Below are 15059 nucleotides of genomic sequence, written 5' to 3'. Positions count from 1 at the left end.
TGGCATGGATGAGGATATAATAGATTCTATCGGGGTAAAAAAAGAAAAAATCAGGTCGGATACCTGAAGTTACATACTTTCCAGAGCCTCAATGCCAAGGACGCTGAGGCCCTGATAAAGAGTATTCCTGCAGGCATCCACGAGGGTAAGCCGTGCATCCCGGATGTTTCCTTCCGCTTTCAGAACCGGGGCAAACCGGTAGAAGGAGTTGAAAAGATCCGCGAGATCACGAACATAGGTCGCAAGAAGATGCGGGCGAAGTTCTGCTACGACTTTTTCGAGAACGAAGGGGAACTGTGCGATGTGTTTTGCCAGAGCGAGTTCGTAAGCATCAGAATATGCATAACACTCAGTAAATCCGCCTTCGGCATTCGCCTTCTCAAGAATTGAGCAGGCCCTTGCATGGGCATACTGGATATACGGGGCGCTCTGACGTTCGAAATCGAGAGCCTCCTTCCAGTCAAAGACAGTGGATTTTTCTGCAGAGACTTTCACGATATCGTAGCGAACCGCTCCGACGGCGACGGCGTTGGCTATTTTTTTCCGCTCATCTTCACCAAGTTCCGGCCGACGAATGGTTACCTCCTCCATCGCACGCTTCTTTGTCTCGGCGATCAACGCATCGGCCGTGATGAAAACACCGCCGCGGGTCGTCATGGAACCTTCGGGAAGAGAAACGAACTCGAAGTGAACGATTTCCGGCGGCTGCTCGCCGATGAGTTTCAGCGTTGCCTGAAGTTGTGCCCCGATCAGTTTGTGGTCAGCGCCGAGCACATCGATGCTTCTGTCACACTGACCGTTTTTCCAGAGATGGAAAGCAAGGTCACGCGCCGCATAGACGGATGTCCCGTTGCTTCTTCGTAAAACGTATTTGTTCCCAAATCCTTCTCCAGAAAGATCGAGGTACATCATCTGTCCTTCGTGATGTGCCATCGGAAGCTTTTCGATTCTGTTGAGAACGTCCTGCATCGAACCGTTCCAGAGGAAGGTGGTCTCACGCACGAATTTGTCATGGACGACATTCATCGAAGAAAGGGTCTCCTTGATTCCGTCTGCACAGATATCCACAGAGTCGTGGAAGAGTTTCACGGTTTCCGGATCACCGGCTTCGATTTTTTCCATCAGCAGATCGAACTCGGGTTCGATCTCGGGTTTTGCCTTCGCGATTTTGTTTGCCTCAACATAATGACGAACAATGAACTCGTCGCCTTTTTCTCCGGGAAGGCGGTCGTAATGAAGATTCTTGACCCCCCAGGCAACGATCGCGATCTGACGGCCCATGTCGTTGAGATAATATTGTGCCTCGACCGGGTAGCCGGCTTTCCGGAACGCACGAACAAGTGTGTCGCCGATCACCGTATTTCTGATATGCCCCACATGCAGAGGTCCATTCGGATTTGCACTGGTATGTTCGATGATGACTTTTTCATTTCTGGCGTTGAGAGTGCCGTAATCCGGGCTCCTGGCTGCACGAACGGATTCAGCAACGTAATCCCCGCCAAAAACGAAGTTGATGTAGGGACCTTTGGCTGACACTTCGATGCCTTTTGCATCCGGTCGTGCTGAAAGCGCGGCGACAAGCTCGCCGGCGATCTGGGCAGGATTCTTTCTCTGTGTTTTTGCAAGCGCAAAAGAAACGGTGGAGGCGAGATCGGCATAATCTCCCCCGTCGGTGATCATAACATCATCAAGACCTGTTACATCACGAAGCAGGCCGATTGTTTTCTCAATATATTCACGATACATGTTACATCCCTGTTGGATAGCGAAGGACGGCTGCAATACCGCCGAATGCAGAGTAGAGCATGGCACCCTCCTCGAAATCTTCGGATATGATCTCGACTCTGGTGTTTGATGCATCGGCAAGTTCAGTCAACTCGTCGATGATATCAGCTTCTTTCGTAAGAATGAGCGGAGACTGACACTTCGGGCAGTAACCAAACGGCAGATCTTTTGCTTTTTTACCGGCTTCAATCTTCACGGTCTTGACTTCTTCATAGTCACAGTTTCGGCAATTTATGGTGAGCCGCAGTTTTCGCAGTTTTTCGGAGAGGAGGAGCGTATCAACTGCCCCTGCTTCCAAATTGAGCCTGACACTGTCTTCACCGTACGCTGCTGCCCCGTTTTCTTTGATGAGTTCTTTGAAGAATCTGGACATCTCCGCTTTTTCGTCCATTATGCCAACGCCGCGAAGAGCTTCCTGGGCATTGTCCACGAGTTCACGCAGACCAAACTCATTGGTATAGGAGGAGTCGAAGAGACCAATGATACGTTTCTGGACTTCGTGGTGAAGGAAGTTCCCCGCAGCGAACTCCTCTTTGGTCGGCATCGGACCGCCGATCAGCACACCCTTGAACTTTTCAAAGAAGTTCGGCTCGGCGAGGAAGGCGGCAGAGGCGCGTTCACCGATTTTGCTGTAGAAATCATGGATTGCGATCAGTCTGAGACGCTCAAAACGAACACTGGACTGACCACCCTTCCTCTGCTTGCCGGGAACGGTGGAGTGTGTTCCGTTGATCGGCTCGATGTGGGTGCCCCGGAGAAATCCCCAGTAAGCTTCACGGCGGTCAAGGACAAGAAGTCCGTACACGTATTTGTCATCGAGCATCGCCTTGAGCGGCTCCAGTTCGAACGTTGAACTGCATCGGTAACTGTAGGTCTGGATAACCTCCGGAGGTTCGACGATGATGGATTCCAGATCGGTTTTATCGCCGCCGATATTGATTGCCCCGCAAAAGACGGCCATGCCGTTTGGCGGTGGGTTTTTGAAGTATTTCAGGCGTGCGAGAATTGAAGAGAGAGCACTCTGGACGTTTGACCGCGTCTGTTTGCTTTTGATGTTCGCACACTGACCGTATTCGTCGCGAAGCTGGGCGGTTACGTCATAGATCTGCTTGTCCGGCGGGATGTAAAGAGAGATCAGCTCTGTTCCTGACCCCTCTTTCTCCTCTAACCTTTCCAGTGATTTTTTGAACTCGTATCGCTTTCTTGCTTCGTCTTTTTCGATTTCGTGCTGGGAATGTTCCTCTGCCATTGTATATACAACCCTTTAATATCCGGAAATATTCCGGCGGTAGAATGTGGTGTATTATTAGATGTACAAGGTGATTAAACATCGTGTCAGGAAATCACGGGAAAAACTGACATGAAAAATAGTAACGCTCATTACATCCTCTGTTCAATAAAATAAGTTATGAAAAAAGGTTATGGGTTAATACTGGGCATAGCAGCATTTCTCATTCTGCTTATCGCTCCCATTGATCCCGCCATTTTGCCGGTCCAGGCGCGTCTCGCTGCCGCAGTAGCCGTAATGATGGCCATTTTTTGGATTACCCAGCCTATCCCAATCGAGGCAACAGCCCTCATACCATTGGTGGCATTTCCGCTTCTTGGAATACTGAAACCCGCTGAGGCGGCAGTCCCCTATGCGGATAAGGTTATTTTTCTCTTCCTCGGCGGTTTTATCATTGCCATGTCGATGCAGAGATGGGGACTCCATAAAAGGATCGCATTAAAAATCATCAATATCACCGGAACAAGTCCGAAGCGCCTCATCCTCGGATTCATGATCGCGACGGCTTTTCTTTCGATGTGGATGTCGAACACTGCCACTGCCATGATGATGATCCCAATTGCGATCGCAATTATTGCAACGGTCCTTCCAACAAAAGTGTTCGCCGATATGGAACCGGCCCATAAAGCGTTTGCCGGCTGTCTTGTCCTCGCCGTTGCTTACGCGGCTGGTGTTGGAGGTATCGGGACCCTGATCGGAACGCCGGCAAACGGCATTCTGAGTGCACAGATGGCACTCATTTTCCCACAGAGTACGCCGATCGACTTCTTCACCTGGATGGAGTTTGGGGTTCCGTTCGTTATTGTAATGATCCTGATCATTTGGCTCTGGCTCACAAAAGTAGCCTATAGAAAGATGCCGAATATTCTCACCAATGCAAAAGAGGCACTGAATAAAGAGGTCAAAGAGCTTGGCCCGATGTCCCGCGGAGAAAAGAATACCCTGTTTGTTTTTGTTCTGACAGCATTCTGCTGGATATTTGCAAAAAGCAAAGATTTCGGTGTATTCACCCTTCCGGGTCTCGATGTGATCATTCCGGGAATCGATGATTCGACAATTGCCATTTTCGGTGCACTTCTGTTGTTCTTCCTCCCCATAAGTTGGAAAAAGCAGGAGTACACGATGAACTGGCAGTGGGCAGTTCGTATTCCCTGGGGTATTCTTCTGCTCTTTGGCGGCGGCATGTGTCTTTCGGCTGCATTTATCAAAAGCGGCCTCGCGCAGGCGATTGTAGGATACCTTGACGTCTTAAACGGCGCTCCAATTCTTCTGGTAGTGCTGATCATTGCGATTTTGGTATCATTATTGACCGAACTTACCTCAAACACGGCCATTGCTTCGGTTATGATGCCTATCCTTGCGGTCACGGCAATATCTCTCTGCGTGAATCCGTTGGTCCTTATGATGACGGCAGCAGTCTGTTCATCTCTCGCATTCATGCTTCCGGTAGCTACCCCGCCAAACGCGATCGCCTATGGTACAGAATATGTGGAAATGAAAGATATGGTCACAGCCGGATGGTTCCTAAACTTTATAGGAATCCTGATATTCACCATCTTCGTCTTCACGATAGTATTATGGGCATTTGGCATCACGCTCGATCTTCCTTCATGGGCACTTGCATCAACCGTTAACATCTAATCCTTTTTTTTAGATTCGGAAAATCACTCTTTTCATTACTGTTTTTTTCTGACACAAAAACACAAGAAACAGATCATGCAATGTTGGTGAGATCACACGCAAACGTTTTTGAAAAAGGAAAGGTGTAGAAAAAAAGAGAGCAAAAAATACCTTGAGAAAATTGATATGTAAAAACCGAGTGGACCCGGCGGGATTTGAACCCGCGGCATCTACGTTGCGAACGTAGCTATCTACCCCTGATATACGAGCCCTGGAAATATCTCTAAACTATAGGATAAATTCCCTATTAACTCTATGGTCTCATCACTAGAGAACTGCGGTGAGAGAGAAAAATATTCGTGAGATTATAAAATAATCTCTATGTCCAGCTGTTCAGCCAGTTCCTTGTATCTGTTACGGATCGTAACTTCCGTCACGCCTGCCACATCAGCAACTTCGCGCTGGGTCCTGCGTTCTCCGGAAAGGATTGAGGAGATGTAGATCGCTGCTGCTGCAACACCGGTCGGACCTCGTCCGCTCGTGAGTTCACGCTCGCCTGCCTGCTTCAGGATCTCCATAGCACGGGACTGGACCTCGCCTTTCAGACCGAGACCTGAACAGAATCTTGGAACATAGTCGCCGGGGGAAGTCGGGAGAAGTTTCAATCCAAGTTCACGGGAGATGAACCGGTAGGTTCTGCCGATCTCTTTTCTGGAGACACGGGACACTTCCGCGATCTCATCAAGAGTTCTTGGAACATTACACTGACGGCATGCTGCATATAATGCAGCTGCTGCAACACCCTCGATACTTCTTCCGCGAATCAGATTCTTATCGACGGCATCACGGTAAACGACCGCAGCGGTCTCACGAACATTTCGGGGAAGACCGAGAGCAGAGGCCATTCGGTCAAGTTCGGAGAGAGCAAACGCCAGGTTACGCTCGGTCGCATTGGAAACTCTGATACGGCGCTGCCATTTTCTCAGACGGTATAACTGTGCCCGGTTCTTGGATGAGATCGCTCTTCCGTAACTGTCACGGTTTCTCCAGTCGATCATGGTGGAAAGACCCTTATCGTGGATCGTAAAGGTCATCGGTGCACCGACACGCGACCTCTTCATCCGCTGATCATGATCGAACGCACGCCATTCCGGCCCGCGATCGATAAAATCGTCATCTAAAACAAGACCACAGTGCTGACAGACAAGCTCTGCACGTTCATAATCATGAACGAGCTGCTTGCTCCCGCACTCCGGACAGACGGTGGCGGTCGCATCGTTTCCGCCCTGCTTCTCCTTTTCCTTTGCAACAAGCGTCGTTTCCTGACGCTGTTTCATCTTTTCTCTATCCGATCTTAGCTGTTTCAGTTTTTCAATTTCAGTTTCCATGATTATAAGACCCTTTTTGATTACGGATTAGCGCCGGCTTACGCGCATTTCACCGGCATATTTGCGATAAGAAGTTTTTCTGGGTTTTTCTGGTTTCGTTTCGGCAATAACATACAGTTTATCTCCTGCAGTCACACCTGAAACCGAATCCTCACTGCACAAAACAGTCAGATACGGCCGTGAAACACTCCCATAAAGGTCAACAATTTTTCCAACAGATATGCTTTGTTCATCTGCAACCTCCGTATAGAGAGGGGGGAGCTGACCGGCATCACTTTCAACAATAAGCAACCGTCGCCCAAGACGGGATACAACATTCCCTGCAAATTTCACAAATCAAACCTCGGTAACTGCTGTTTAGGCAGTCAAGCAACCCGTGGAATACAAACCACAGAGTATTTATGCATAATATAATGCGTAAGAAGCACTATAAATACATTCCCCACAATACTAAAATAGAAATTAGCGGGAAAGGATATCTAGGGAAGTGAGGGAAAGTACCTTTTTTGCCTCGTCTTCGTTCATCCCAGCCCCGCGTGCGACCAGACCGCGCATTTTTTCATTAATTATATCATCCGGACCGTGAATGTCCGATTGTACCACGATTCCTGCACCCGCGCGCCGCGCAGAGGTCAAAACGTGACCGTTTGCCTTATTGTGCCCGTTCCTTGACGTGATCTCCAGAAACACACCGTTCTTTGCTGCAAGAGATGCCTCTTCGTCAGAGATCATGCCGGGATGAGCAAGAATATCCACATCAGGACAGAGCACTGCAGCCATATTTGTGCCGGGAGCGACCGGCTCGGTTATCGTTTCCCCGTGAACGATCACCACTTCCGCGCCAAGTGATCTGGCATACTTCGCAAGGTCGGCGATCTCTGACGGAGGGACATGCGTGATCTCGATTCCGGTGAACAACCTCACCCCGTACAGTTCTGCAGATCTCTTCACCTTCTCCTGAGACTCGATAAGAAATTCCACATTGGAATAATCCGCATGATCGGCGATCGCCATCTCCGTGTATCCGGCAACTGCCATCCGGCGGATCAGCTCTGTCGGGATCAGTTCGCCGTCGCTCATCGTTGTATGACAGTGGAAATCGTACATGCTTACTTCCCGCCGAGTTTTCCGGCGACTTTCTTCAGAAGATCCTCTTTTGATCCGGCATACTCCACACGAATACGCCCCCCGGACTTGTGCCACTGTGCCGGGTGATGAGCATCGCGTTCCTCTTCAAGAACAGACACCCCGCCAACTTTTGCAGCGCGGGAGATCATAGCCATATTCGGAGCAGAAACAGCCAGACTCTTTGCTACACGCCTGCCTTCACTTCTGGTCAGAGAGGCATCAAAGTAGCACGGGTAAAGAAAACGAATTGCCATTACAGAATACTATGTGATGTGAAAGCCAAAATGGCTTTGGTGCCGGATGCATCGTACGAACCATGAGACAGATAAAACGACCGCCTGCCACATACTAAATATCAACATAGTATGACTGAGTCACACTCGATATAGTATGCGTATCTATAAACAGGAAAAAAACAATAATACCTTATGCATCACGTGGATGTTCACATGGAAGCCGAGATTTACGGCGCAAACAACCGTCTGGCAGAGCACAATGCGGAGCACTTCAAAGCCCACAATGTTCGTGCATTCGATCTTCTTGGAGCGATCGGATCCGGAAAGACCTCATTAATCGAGAAAATAGTCCCTGAACTCAAATCAAGAGGAAAAGTCACGGCAGCAATAGCAGGAGATGTATACGGCGATGATGATTTCCAGCGGATCGTCAAAACCGGCATTATCGCATTCAACGCAAATACCGGCAAAGAATGCCACCTCGATGCCCACCTGGTCCACCATGCACTCGACCACATGAACCTTGACGACGTCGATGTCGTCTTCATTGAAAATGTTGGGAACATGGTCTGCCCGACCGATTTCAAACTCGGCGCGGAGAAACGTATCGTCGTTATCTCAACTACTGAGGGCGACGACGTGGTAAACAAACACCCGATGATGTTTCGGGACTGTCAGATCGCTATTATAAACAAAGTCGATCTGGCAGAAGCAGTCGGATGCAATGTTGAGAGAATGGTCGCCGATATCAAACGCTACAACCCGGAAATGCTCATCATCAAAACCAACCTCAAGAAAGGGGAAGGCGTCAAAGAGATCGCCGATGCCATTCTTGCCTGAACGGGTTTAAATATCGGTAGAACCAACACATATAGGACTCTGGAAAAGACTGATGTCTGAGATACTCAGACGTTGATCAGAGATACAAATTTAGGAGATATTAAACAAAATGCTTTGGCAAGGTAAATCAGTAAGAAAAGCGACCGGCGGTCGCTACCACGCATCCCGCGGTAAGAAAAGATTCGAGATCGGAAGATCCCCGGCAGATACCATCATCGGGATCACCCGTGTAAAAGCCATCCGCGTAACCGGTGGAAACACCAAAGTTCGCGCACTCCGCTGTGAGTTTGCAAACGTCAGCGACAAGAAGACAGGAAAAGTTCAGAAAGTCAAGATCAACTCTGTTGCAGAAAACGCAGCAAACCCGAACTACGTCCGCCGTAACCTCATGACCAAGGGAGCAATCATCACGACCGAACTTGGTAAAGCACAGATTGTCAGCCGCCCAGGTCAGGATGGCGTTATCAACGCGATCCTGATCGAATAAAAATATATTTTTTTCTTTTCTTTAAGACAGCTTCATGTATTCGGATAACGAATACTCTGGTATGAGACGCGTATCATATCTGTTCCCCCATACCTGCGATATAATGTTTGATGTATCCAAGCCATTTTCCGTGTACCTGCAGGGAATGGAAAAACTCGCTGACCGGCAGGATAATTTCCGGTCGGCAAACGGACCAGTCAAACGGGAGATCTCAGTGTTCATCGCACATGACCGACTCGGGTTTGAAAGGATCGGGAGAAACTCCCGTCTTGAGGCAGAGGTGACGGAAGAAGCAGACATTATGATAATCCTCACCGACACGATCCTCAAATCCAGCGCCAATGTCCCCTTAAACGACCAAAAATTCCAAGTGAAAGGGATCGACAGAGGAAACTTAACCGAAGTCTACGTGACAAAATCCCCGGCGATACCTGGCGTCTCCTCCCTTGAAATGAAACAGATGATCCTGGAGCTTTTCGCATGAGCGAGCGGGAAACTTCAGTTGCCGCCCCATTCAGACACAGAAATGCCGATCACCTCCGCCAGGTCGATCTGATCTTCTATTACACCCAGGATAAAAAATGGATGAGTCTGGATAAAGCAAAAAAACTTATCGTCATCGCTGAAAAAACCGGACTCATCAAAAAAGAAGGCGGAGGGGATTACGTATTACGGGAAGATCTCCGTGAGGTGAAGATCCCGCTCGGTTTTCGTCCAACAGACGAGATCTTCGTAATCGATGAGAGTGAAGCGATCGACACGCTGGAAAAACTCCTCGGAGATATCGCCGACGCGACCAACATCGAGAAAAAAGAACTGGCCAGCGAGATGGAACAGATCAGAAAACATTTTGACGATCTCATCTGCCCGGAGGCCGCGATCATTCTCCTTGCAAAAAAACATCACGTCTCTTTTGAACCATACAAAGCCGATCTCATCAAAAGGATCGGCGAATAAAAAAAATATTGAGATTTATTCTGCAGCTGCAGCGAAAATCTCGGCGGTCGGTTTTTCACCGTAGACAGTGATTTTTGCATTGACCTGGACAAAGTCAGAAGCGATCTCATTTCCGCGCTGGCTCTTTCTTCTTCTCTCACCGTTGTGGGTTGCGTTGAAGCCGAATCCGTCGGAGATCAGAAGACCTCTTCTGCCGTTACCCGGAAGGTCAGGGCGTGCCGGGGTTCCGGTCTTGTCGGAACCGCCGGTGATCATGATCTTATAGCCGCTCATGCCGAACGGAGCGCCGTCAACTTCAGTGCCGATCTTCTTTCCAAGAAGAGCACCAGCTGCTGCACCCGTTGCATCTATTTTGTACGAAAGACCGGATTTCGGGTCTGACAGTACGACCTTAAAGTCTACCATTGTATATACACATCTCCTCGATATCTATGATGCCGAAGTACCCATATATTTAGTATCTCCACATTTATACTACTTGCCCCAGAAAGGCTGTGTTTTCCGGAAGATCGAGGTGTACTCCTCTAGTGCTTCGACGGTCCCAGCATTTAAATGAGAGAGCATTTCCGTCTCTAAAACCTTCACATGTCTCTCGGGAATTGCCACGTAAAGGGTCTCGCCCACATCGATCTGTCTGCCGATTGTGACGCCATCTATCGAAACGGCGACCTCTGCGCCCTCTTTTGCCTCGGTCACACTTTCTTTGTTCAGCTTGATCTGTTTGATATCACCAACGATTTTCCCGTCACGCGTCGCAATACTGACCTTGGGACGCAGTGTACCCCCCAGGACGCGCACGCCAACGATCGCAGGCCCGCTCATGCGAAAAACACACCCCGGCAGGATAGAAAACTTCGCCGGGAGCACTACCGTCTCAAACTGTTTTGCTTCTTTCGCACGGATCGTTTCGTCACGCCATTCCAGATAATCATCAAGGAGTTTGTAGATGACACGGTTTGAAAAGATCTTCACATCGACCTCCTCATCCCGGATCATCGTCTCGGCATCCGGAAGGAGCGGAACGTTAAAACACAGAGCAACTTTGAACAAATCTTCTCTGATCACACTGATATCGATCAGGTCACGGCGGGACAGCGGGCCGACACTCGCACGCATGATAGGGATATTTTTGGCGTCCAGTTCATTGGAAAGAGCCTCCAGTGCACCGATCGTATCGGCCCGGACACTTACCCCCACGTCTGAGAGTTTGATGTTGATCTCCTGCATCTCCTCGTTGATCTTTGCGAGAACAGCGTCGTGATCGCCGCGGATCACGCGGATCGGGGATCCTGCAACGATCGATTCAAGATTCGGTGCGGAAATTTTCACACCCGCCGCCGCCACGACGGATTTGACCCGCATGAACTGATCTTCGACCAGGATCTCCTTCATCGGACGGGGCTGAAGAAGAGCGCGGACTTTCGTCGAGACTGCCCCCTCGCTGCCGGCGATACCGATCTCATCACCCACGCTGATGATCCCGTCATACAGGATAACGTCAAGGGTCGTTCCAAGACCTATCTCCTCTTTGACCTCAAGGACCGTTCCAACACCGGGGCCTGAGATGGTCGTCTTGAGTCCTTCGGTGAGATACCGCTGGGCAAGGCCGATCAGGATCATGAGAAGGTCACTGATGCCTTCACCGGTCATACTGCTCACCGGAACGATCACGAGATTTCTTTGAAAATCACTGACCCGGTCAAACCGCTCGGAGTTGAATCCCATGTCCGAGAGTTTCCCGACAAGTTGATACACCCGGTTTTCACACTCGGTCTGGACCCGTTCAGTCTGATTTTTGTACCCGGCCTTGAATGAGGCATTGGGAGTAGGCCGCCAGCCCGGGATCTTATCGAGCTTGGTAGCAGCAATAACAAACGGCGTTTTACAGTTTCGAAGGATCTGGAGTGCTTCGATCGTCTGCTTTTTGAACCCTTCGTTCACATCAACGACCAGGATCGCGATGTCCGCGAGTGCCCCGCCCCGGGCCCGAAGCGTGGTGAATGCGTGGTGTCCGGGCGTGTCGATGAACAATAATCCCGGGACTTCGGTTTTCAGTTTGCCCAGATCCCCGCTTAGTTTTGCAATCGAGTCGAAAGGAATGAGTGTTGCACCGATGTGCTGAGTGATCGCTCCCGCTTCACCTGCAACAACTTTCGACCCGCGGATACGGTCGAGGAGCGATGTTTTTCCATGATCTACGTGCCCCAAAACGCAGACGATAGGAGTCCTGATGTGTTCTGCCATGATATTGAATCCCCATTCTCTGATGACTAACCATTCAGAGGTAAATAGTGATGATATATTGGCAGTGTGGGATTATTAATATAAAGGAGTAACGGGAAAATTCCGTCACGAAAAAAAGATATGTTAATATCTAAAAAGCCCATATCTAATAGAGTGTTTGAGCCGCATTGGCAAAGACATAGCTTCAAGCTAAGGTAGGGTAGCTGGTCATCCTTTAGGATTGTGGATCCTTAGACCCGGGTTCGACCCCCGGCCTTGGCCCTTCGTTTTTCAAAAAATTAGGTTTTTCTCTTACATCATCGGATTGATCATCCAGATCGTTGCGGTCAATACGGTGGCAAAAGAGACCCAGAGAACATACGGAATAAGCAGATAGGCTGCTGCATGTTTGATTCTGTAGAAGAGACACATCGTCACACAGATCATCGCCAGCAAAATGAAGATCTCGATCGTGGAACCCAGAAGCAGGTGCCAGCCGAAGAACATATACGACCACAATACATTGAGCCCGAGCTGGATCAGAAATACAATGGTCGCGATCTTAACTTCTTTTTTCTCCCATCCTTGCGCGAAGACCAGTCCGGCGGCAAGACCCATCAGGATATAGAGCGTGGTCCATACCGGACCGAAAAGAAAGTTCGGAGGCTGCCAGGCGGGTCTGATAAGCTCAAGAGCAAACCAGGAATCAGGACCGGTGATCGTAACAAGCGTGCCGAGAAATCCGGCAAGAAGAGAAAGTATGGCAAATCCGATCATGAGATATACCGTACGCGGCTGTATTTTTGTGTCCATAGTGGTAACTTCGCATCACAAAGTATATAATTCTGATTTTAGATGCAATTTTTCGAAAGAGAGGGAACTGGGTCACCTCAGAGTTTGCATATTTTACATTCCTGACTGCCGCACGGGATGTTGTCGATCTTCCATTTCAGTGCCCAGTATTTAATCTCCCGAATGACCCCGATCAGTTCAACACCGCTTTCGGTAAGCGTGTACTCTGACTTTACCGGAACGACCGATGCATCGATCTTCTTGGAGATGATGTTCTCCGCTTCCAGTTCCTGCAGACGTTCCGAGAGTATCTTTGCCGTTATTTCAGGGAGACTCGCCTTGAGTTCGGAGAATCTTTTGGTGTAATTATTCCCCTTATACAACTCAAGAATGATCAATAACGTCCATTTTTTCGTCAGATACCGAACGGTCAGGTTTACGGTGCAGTTCTCATCCATAGTATTGTTTTGGAAACTCATTCGTATATAACTTTGTATACATAATATATGCAATAGTAAAAAGATACCAAGGTGAAAAAAGATGTACTGTCAACAATGTCAGGAAGCAAAAACTCCCGCCTGCACTTCAGGCGGAGTCTGTGGAAAAAATGCCGTGATCGCAGCATATCAGGACTCTGTACTCTTCACACTGTCCGGACTTGCTTATCGGCTGGAATCGGCAAACAAGAATGTGGAATCCTGTGTTCTTGAAGCCCTGTTTTCAACGCTGACCAATGTCGGATTTGATAAGGACCGGTTTTTCGGATACCTTACATGTATCACATCACATAAAGATGCACTCCCCAAAGTCCCGGGAGAGCCGGCGGAATGTGCATGGACCCCAAAATCTGAAGAAGATATCCTGAACTCCAAGATCACCGGTCTAGACAAGATCGAGGACATCAATGCCAGGTCTCTCTACTCCCTTCTGCTCTTCGGCATCAAAGGACTCGCTGCCTACTATTCCCATGCGACCATTCTTGGGAAAACAGATGAGACGATCCTGCCGTTCATCACAAAAGCACTTGCATCCAGATTCAAGGATCTGGATATCCAGGAACGGATCGCCCTTGTGCTGGAATGCGGAGAGATCGGTGTCAAAACCCTTGCACTTTTGGATTCTGCAAACCAGACCTACGGCATTCCGGAGATCACCAGCGTGTCGACCAAGGTCGGGACGAATCCGGGGATCCTCGTGACCGGCCACGACTTAAAGGACCTGGAACTTCTCCTCAAAGCCACGGAAAATACCGGGATCGACATCTACACGCACGGAGAAATGCTGCCTGCGCATGCATACCCGGGTCTGAAGAAATACCCCCACCTGAAAGGCAATTACGGATCATCCTGGGCGAATCAGCGGACAGAACTCCCCAAATTCAACGGACCCGTCCTCTTTACGACAAACTGTCTGGTCCCGCCGGCAGCTTCCTATCAAAAGTATGTGTTCACCACCGGAGCGGTCGGATTTCCGGGATGTCCCCACATAGCGGAAAATCCCGACGGAACGAAAGACTTTAGCGCTCTCATCAGCCTCGCAAAAACCTGCAAGGCACCCGAAGATCTGCATACGCCGGCCCTTTTGACAGGATGCGCTCACGATGCAGTCGTTTCCCTTGCGCCAAAAGTCCTCGAACTCATCAATGCCGGAAAGATCAGAAGATTTGTCGTGATGGCAGGCTGTGACGGACGTGATAAGAGTCGTGAGTACTATACGGAGTTTGCCAAAGCTCTGCCAAAGGACACGGTCATCCTCACCGCCGGATGCGCCAAATACCGATACAATTTCCTGGATCTTGGCGACATCGAAGGTATCCCGCGGATCCTCGACGCCGGACAGTGTAATGATTCATATAGTTTGGTCGTTATCGCGCTCGCATTAGCGGATGCATGTAAATGCGGAGTAAACGATCTGCCGATCTCCTACAACATCGCCTGGTACGAGCAGAAAGCAGTCCTGGTTTTACTCGCACTGCTGCACTTAGGCATCAAAGACATCATGCTTGGACCAACACTGCCCACCTTTGTTTCGCCGGATGTATTAGATGTCCTGGTGAAAACATTCGGTCTCCAGCCGAGCTCTTCGGTCGAAGACGATCTCGTAAAACTGAAGTGCGTCTGATCACGCACCTTTTTTTAAAATAGGACTTACGCGGTGTTCTTTCCCCATAAAATTTAGAAGAATCGCAGTTCCTTGTCTAACTCGTTCATTTTCATATAGACTGCCCTTCTGCCCGTACTCATCTTTTGCTCAAAGAACGACATATTCTTCATGACCCTGATCCATTCCATGCGTATAAACGCCCTGATCGCCAG

The 15059-nt window shown here is 49.3% G+C and carries 16 protein-coding genes and 2 tRNA genes; 7 read left to right on the top strand and 11 right to left on the bottom strand.

Features of this window, described 5'->3' with window-relative positions:
* Positions 1-69: 69 nt before the first annotated feature.
* Together argS and prf1 are read right to left on the bottom strand one after the other, a co-directional pair.
* A complete protein-coding gene (gene argS, locus Q7J08_RS06190) occupies positions 70-1746 on the bottom strand; it encodes an arginine--tRNA ligase (protein ID WP_304910825.1) in 1677 nt (558 codons plus the stop codon).
* A gap of 1 nt (position 1747) precedes the next feature.
* On the bottom strand, positions 1748-3034 hold the full coding sequence (gene prf1, locus Q7J08_RS06185; RefSeq protein ID WP_304910824.1) for a peptide chain release factor aRF-1: 1287 nt from the start codon (positions 3032-3034) through the stop codon (positions 1748-1750).
* 159 nt (positions 3035-3193) lie between these two features.
* Here prf1 and Q7J08_RS06180 point away from each other — a divergent pair, with 159 nt between their 5' ends.
* Entirely contained in the window at positions 3194-4714 is a 1521-nt protein-coding gene (locus tag Q7J08_RS06180; RefSeq protein ID WP_304910823.1) for an SLC13 family permease, read from the top strand.
* 179 nt (positions 4715-4893) lie between these two features.
* On the opposite strand, the gene Q7J08_RS06175 is transcribed toward Q7J08_RS06180, so the two are convergent.
* From Q7J08_RS06175 to Q7J08_RS06155, 5 genes are all read right to left on the bottom strand, one after another.
* Positions 4894-4965, bottom strand: a tRNA-Ala gene (locus tag Q7J08_RS06175).
* Positions 4966-5058: 93 nt separating this feature from the next.
* Entirely contained in the window at positions 5059-6081 is a 1023-nt protein-coding gene (locus Q7J08_RS06170; protein WP_304910822.1) for a transcription initiation factor IIB, read from the bottom strand.
* A gap of 27 nt (positions 6082-6108) precedes the next feature.
* A complete protein-coding gene (locus tag Q7J08_RS06165; RefSeq protein ID WP_304910821.1) occupies positions 6109-6414 on the bottom strand; it encodes an H/ACA ribonucleoprotein complex subunit GAR1 in 306 nt (101 codons plus the stop codon).
* Between the two features lie 129 nt (positions 6415-6543).
* Positions 6544-7188, bottom strand: coding sequence for a histidinol phosphate phosphatase domain-containing protein (locus Q7J08_RS06160; protein WP_304910820.1), 645 nt, complete (start codon positions 7186-7188; stop codon positions 6544-6546).
* Positions 7189-7190: 2 nt separating this feature from the next.
* Positions 7191-7463, bottom strand: a complete 273-nt coding sequence (locus Q7J08_RS06155) for a signal recognition particle subunit SRP19/SEC65 family protein (protein WP_304910819.1) — start codon at positions 7461-7463, stop codon at positions 7191-7193.
* 174 nt (positions 7464-7637) lie between these two features.
* Between Q7J08_RS06155 and hypB the strand changes: the two genes are divergently transcribed.
* The 4 genes from hypB to Q7J08_RS06135 all read left to right on the top strand — a co-directional run bounded on the left by hypB (position 7638) and on the right by Q7J08_RS06135 (position 9729).
* Positions 7638-8285: a hydrogenase nickel incorporation protein HypB gene (gene hypB / locus Q7J08_RS06150; protein ID WP_304910818.1), complete on the top strand. Its 648-nt coding sequence runs from the start codon at positions 7638-7640 to the stop codon at positions 8283-8285.
* Between the two features lie 109 nt (positions 8286-8394).
* Entirely contained in the window at positions 8395-8772 is a 378-nt protein-coding gene (locus Q7J08_RS06145) for a 30S ribosomal protein S8e (protein WP_304910817.1), read from the top strand.
* Between the two features lie 61 nt (positions 8773-8833).
* On the top strand, positions 8834-9256 hold the full coding sequence (locus Q7J08_RS06140; protein WP_304910816.1) for a hypothetical protein: 423 nt from the start codon (positions 8834-8836) through the stop codon (positions 9254-9256).
* A complete protein-coding gene (locus Q7J08_RS06135; RefSeq protein WP_304910815.1) occupies positions 9253-9729 on the top strand; it encodes a DUF2240 family protein in 477 nt (158 codons plus the stop codon). Before Q7J08_RS06140 ends, Q7J08_RS06135 begins: the two co-directional genes overlap by 4 nt.
* A 15-nt stretch (positions 9730-9744) precedes the next feature.
* Here the strand turns inward: Q7J08_RS06135 and Q7J08_RS06130 are convergent, their stop codons facing one another.
* Both Q7J08_RS06130 and infB read right to left on the bottom strand, forming a co-directional pair.
* On the bottom strand, positions 9745-10134 hold the full coding sequence (locus tag Q7J08_RS06130) for a 30S ribosomal protein S6e (RefSeq protein WP_304910814.1): 390 nt from the start codon (positions 10132-10134) through the stop codon (positions 9745-9747).
* 69 nt (positions 10135-10203) lie between these two features.
* The gene (gene infB, locus Q7J08_RS06125) at positions 10204-11973 is read right to left on the bottom strand and encodes a translation initiation factor IF-2 (protein ID WP_304910813.1); all 1770 of its coding nucleotides are present in this window, start codon (positions 11971-11973) and stop codon (positions 10204-10206) included.
* A gap of 188 nt (positions 11974-12161) precedes the next feature.
* Between infB and Q7J08_RS06120 the strand changes: the two genes are divergently transcribed.
* A tRNA-His gene (locus Q7J08_RS06120) sits at positions 12162-12234 on the top strand.
* A 30-nt stretch (positions 12235-12264) separates the two neighbouring features.
* On the opposite strand, the gene Q7J08_RS06115 is transcribed toward Q7J08_RS06120, so the two are convergent.
* Both Q7J08_RS06115 and Q7J08_RS06110 read right to left on the bottom strand, forming a co-directional pair.
* Complete coding sequence (locus Q7J08_RS06115) at positions 12265-12765, bottom strand: TspO/MBR family protein (protein ID WP_304910812.1); 501 nt, start codon at positions 12763-12765, stop codon at positions 12265-12267.
* Between the two features lie 77 nt (positions 12766-12842).
* The gene (locus Q7J08_RS06110; RefSeq protein WP_304910811.1) at positions 12843-13202 is read right to left on the bottom strand and encodes a helix-turn-helix domain-containing protein; all 360 of its coding nucleotides are present in this window, start codon (positions 13200-13202) and stop codon (positions 12843-12845) included.
* 82 nt (positions 13203-13284) lie between these two features.
* On the opposite strand from Q7J08_RS06110, the gene hcp reads away from it, so the two are divergent.
* Entirely contained in the window at positions 13285-14865 is a 1581-nt protein-coding gene (gene hcp, locus Q7J08_RS06105) for a hydroxylamine reductase (protein ID WP_304910810.1), read from the top strand.
* Positions 14866-15059 lie beyond the last annotated feature (194 nt).

Origin of the sequence: Methanocorpusculum sp. (assembly GCF_030655665.1) — an archaeon.
GTDB lineage: Archaea > Halobacteriota > Methanomicrobia > Methanomicrobiales > Methanocorpusculaceae > Methanocorpusculum.
Note: the sequence above shows the minus strand (reverse complement) of the source record. Positions and strands in the feature narration are given on the sequence as shown.

Bases quoted from the DNA above. Each gene is read 5' to 3' on its own strand.
- prf1 (WP_304910824.1), bottom strand. From the start codon at position 3,034: ATGGCAGAGGAACATTCCCAGCACGAAATCGAAAAAGACGAAGCAAGA.
- Q7J08_RS06155 (WP_304910819.1), bottom strand. From the start codon at position 7,463: ATGGCAATTCGTTTTCTTTACCCGTGCTACTTTGATGCCTCTCTGACC.
- Q7J08_RS06145 (WP_304910817.1), top strand. From the start codon at position 8,395: ATGCTTTGGCAAGGTAAATCAGTAAGAAAAGCGACCGGCGGTCGCTAC.
- Q7J08_RS06160 (WP_304910820.1), bottom strand. From the start codon at position 7,188: ATGTACGATTTCCACTGTCATACAACGATGAGCGACGGCGAACTGATC.
- Q7J08_RS06140 (WP_304910816.1), top strand. From the start codon at position 8,834: ATGAGACGCGTATCATATCTGTTCCCCCATACCTGCGATATAATGTTT.
- Q7J08_RS06180 (WP_304910823.1), top strand. From the start codon at position 3,194: ATGAAAAAAGGTTATGGGTTAATACTGGGCATAGCAGCATTTCTCATT.
- hypB (WP_304910818.1), top strand. From the start codon at position 7,638: ATGCATCACGTGGATGTTCACATGGAAGCCGAGATTTACGGCGCAAAC.
- argS (WP_304910825.1), bottom strand. From the start codon at position 1,746: ATGTATCGTGAATATATTGAGAAAACAATCGGCCTGCTTCGTGATGTA.
- Q7J08_RS06110 (WP_304910811.1), bottom strand. From the start codon at position 13,202: ATGGATGAGAACTGCACCGTAAACCTGACCGTTCGGTATCTGACGAAA.
- hcp (WP_304910810.1), top strand. From the start codon at position 13,285: ATGTACTGTCAACAATGTCAGGAAGCAAAAACTCCCGCCTGCACTTCA.
- Q7J08_RS06130 (WP_304910814.1), bottom strand. From the start codon at position 10,134: ATGGTAGACTTTAAGGTCGTACTGTCAGACCCGAAATCCGGTCTTTCG.
- Q7J08_RS06170 (WP_304910822.1), bottom strand. From the start codon at position 6,081: ATGGAAACTGAAATTGAAAAACTGAAACAGCTAAGATCGGATAGAGAA.
- infB (WP_304910813.1), bottom strand. From the start codon at position 11,973: ATGGCAGAACACATCAGGACTCCTATCGTCTGCGTTTTGGGGCACGTA.
- Q7J08_RS06115 (WP_304910812.1), bottom strand. From the start codon at position 12,765: ATGGACACAAAAATACAGCCGCGTACGGTATATCTCATGATCGGATTT.
- Q7J08_RS06135 (WP_304910815.1), top strand. From the start codon at position 9,253: ATGAGCGAGCGGGAAACTTCAGTTGCCGCCCCATTCAGACACAGAAAT.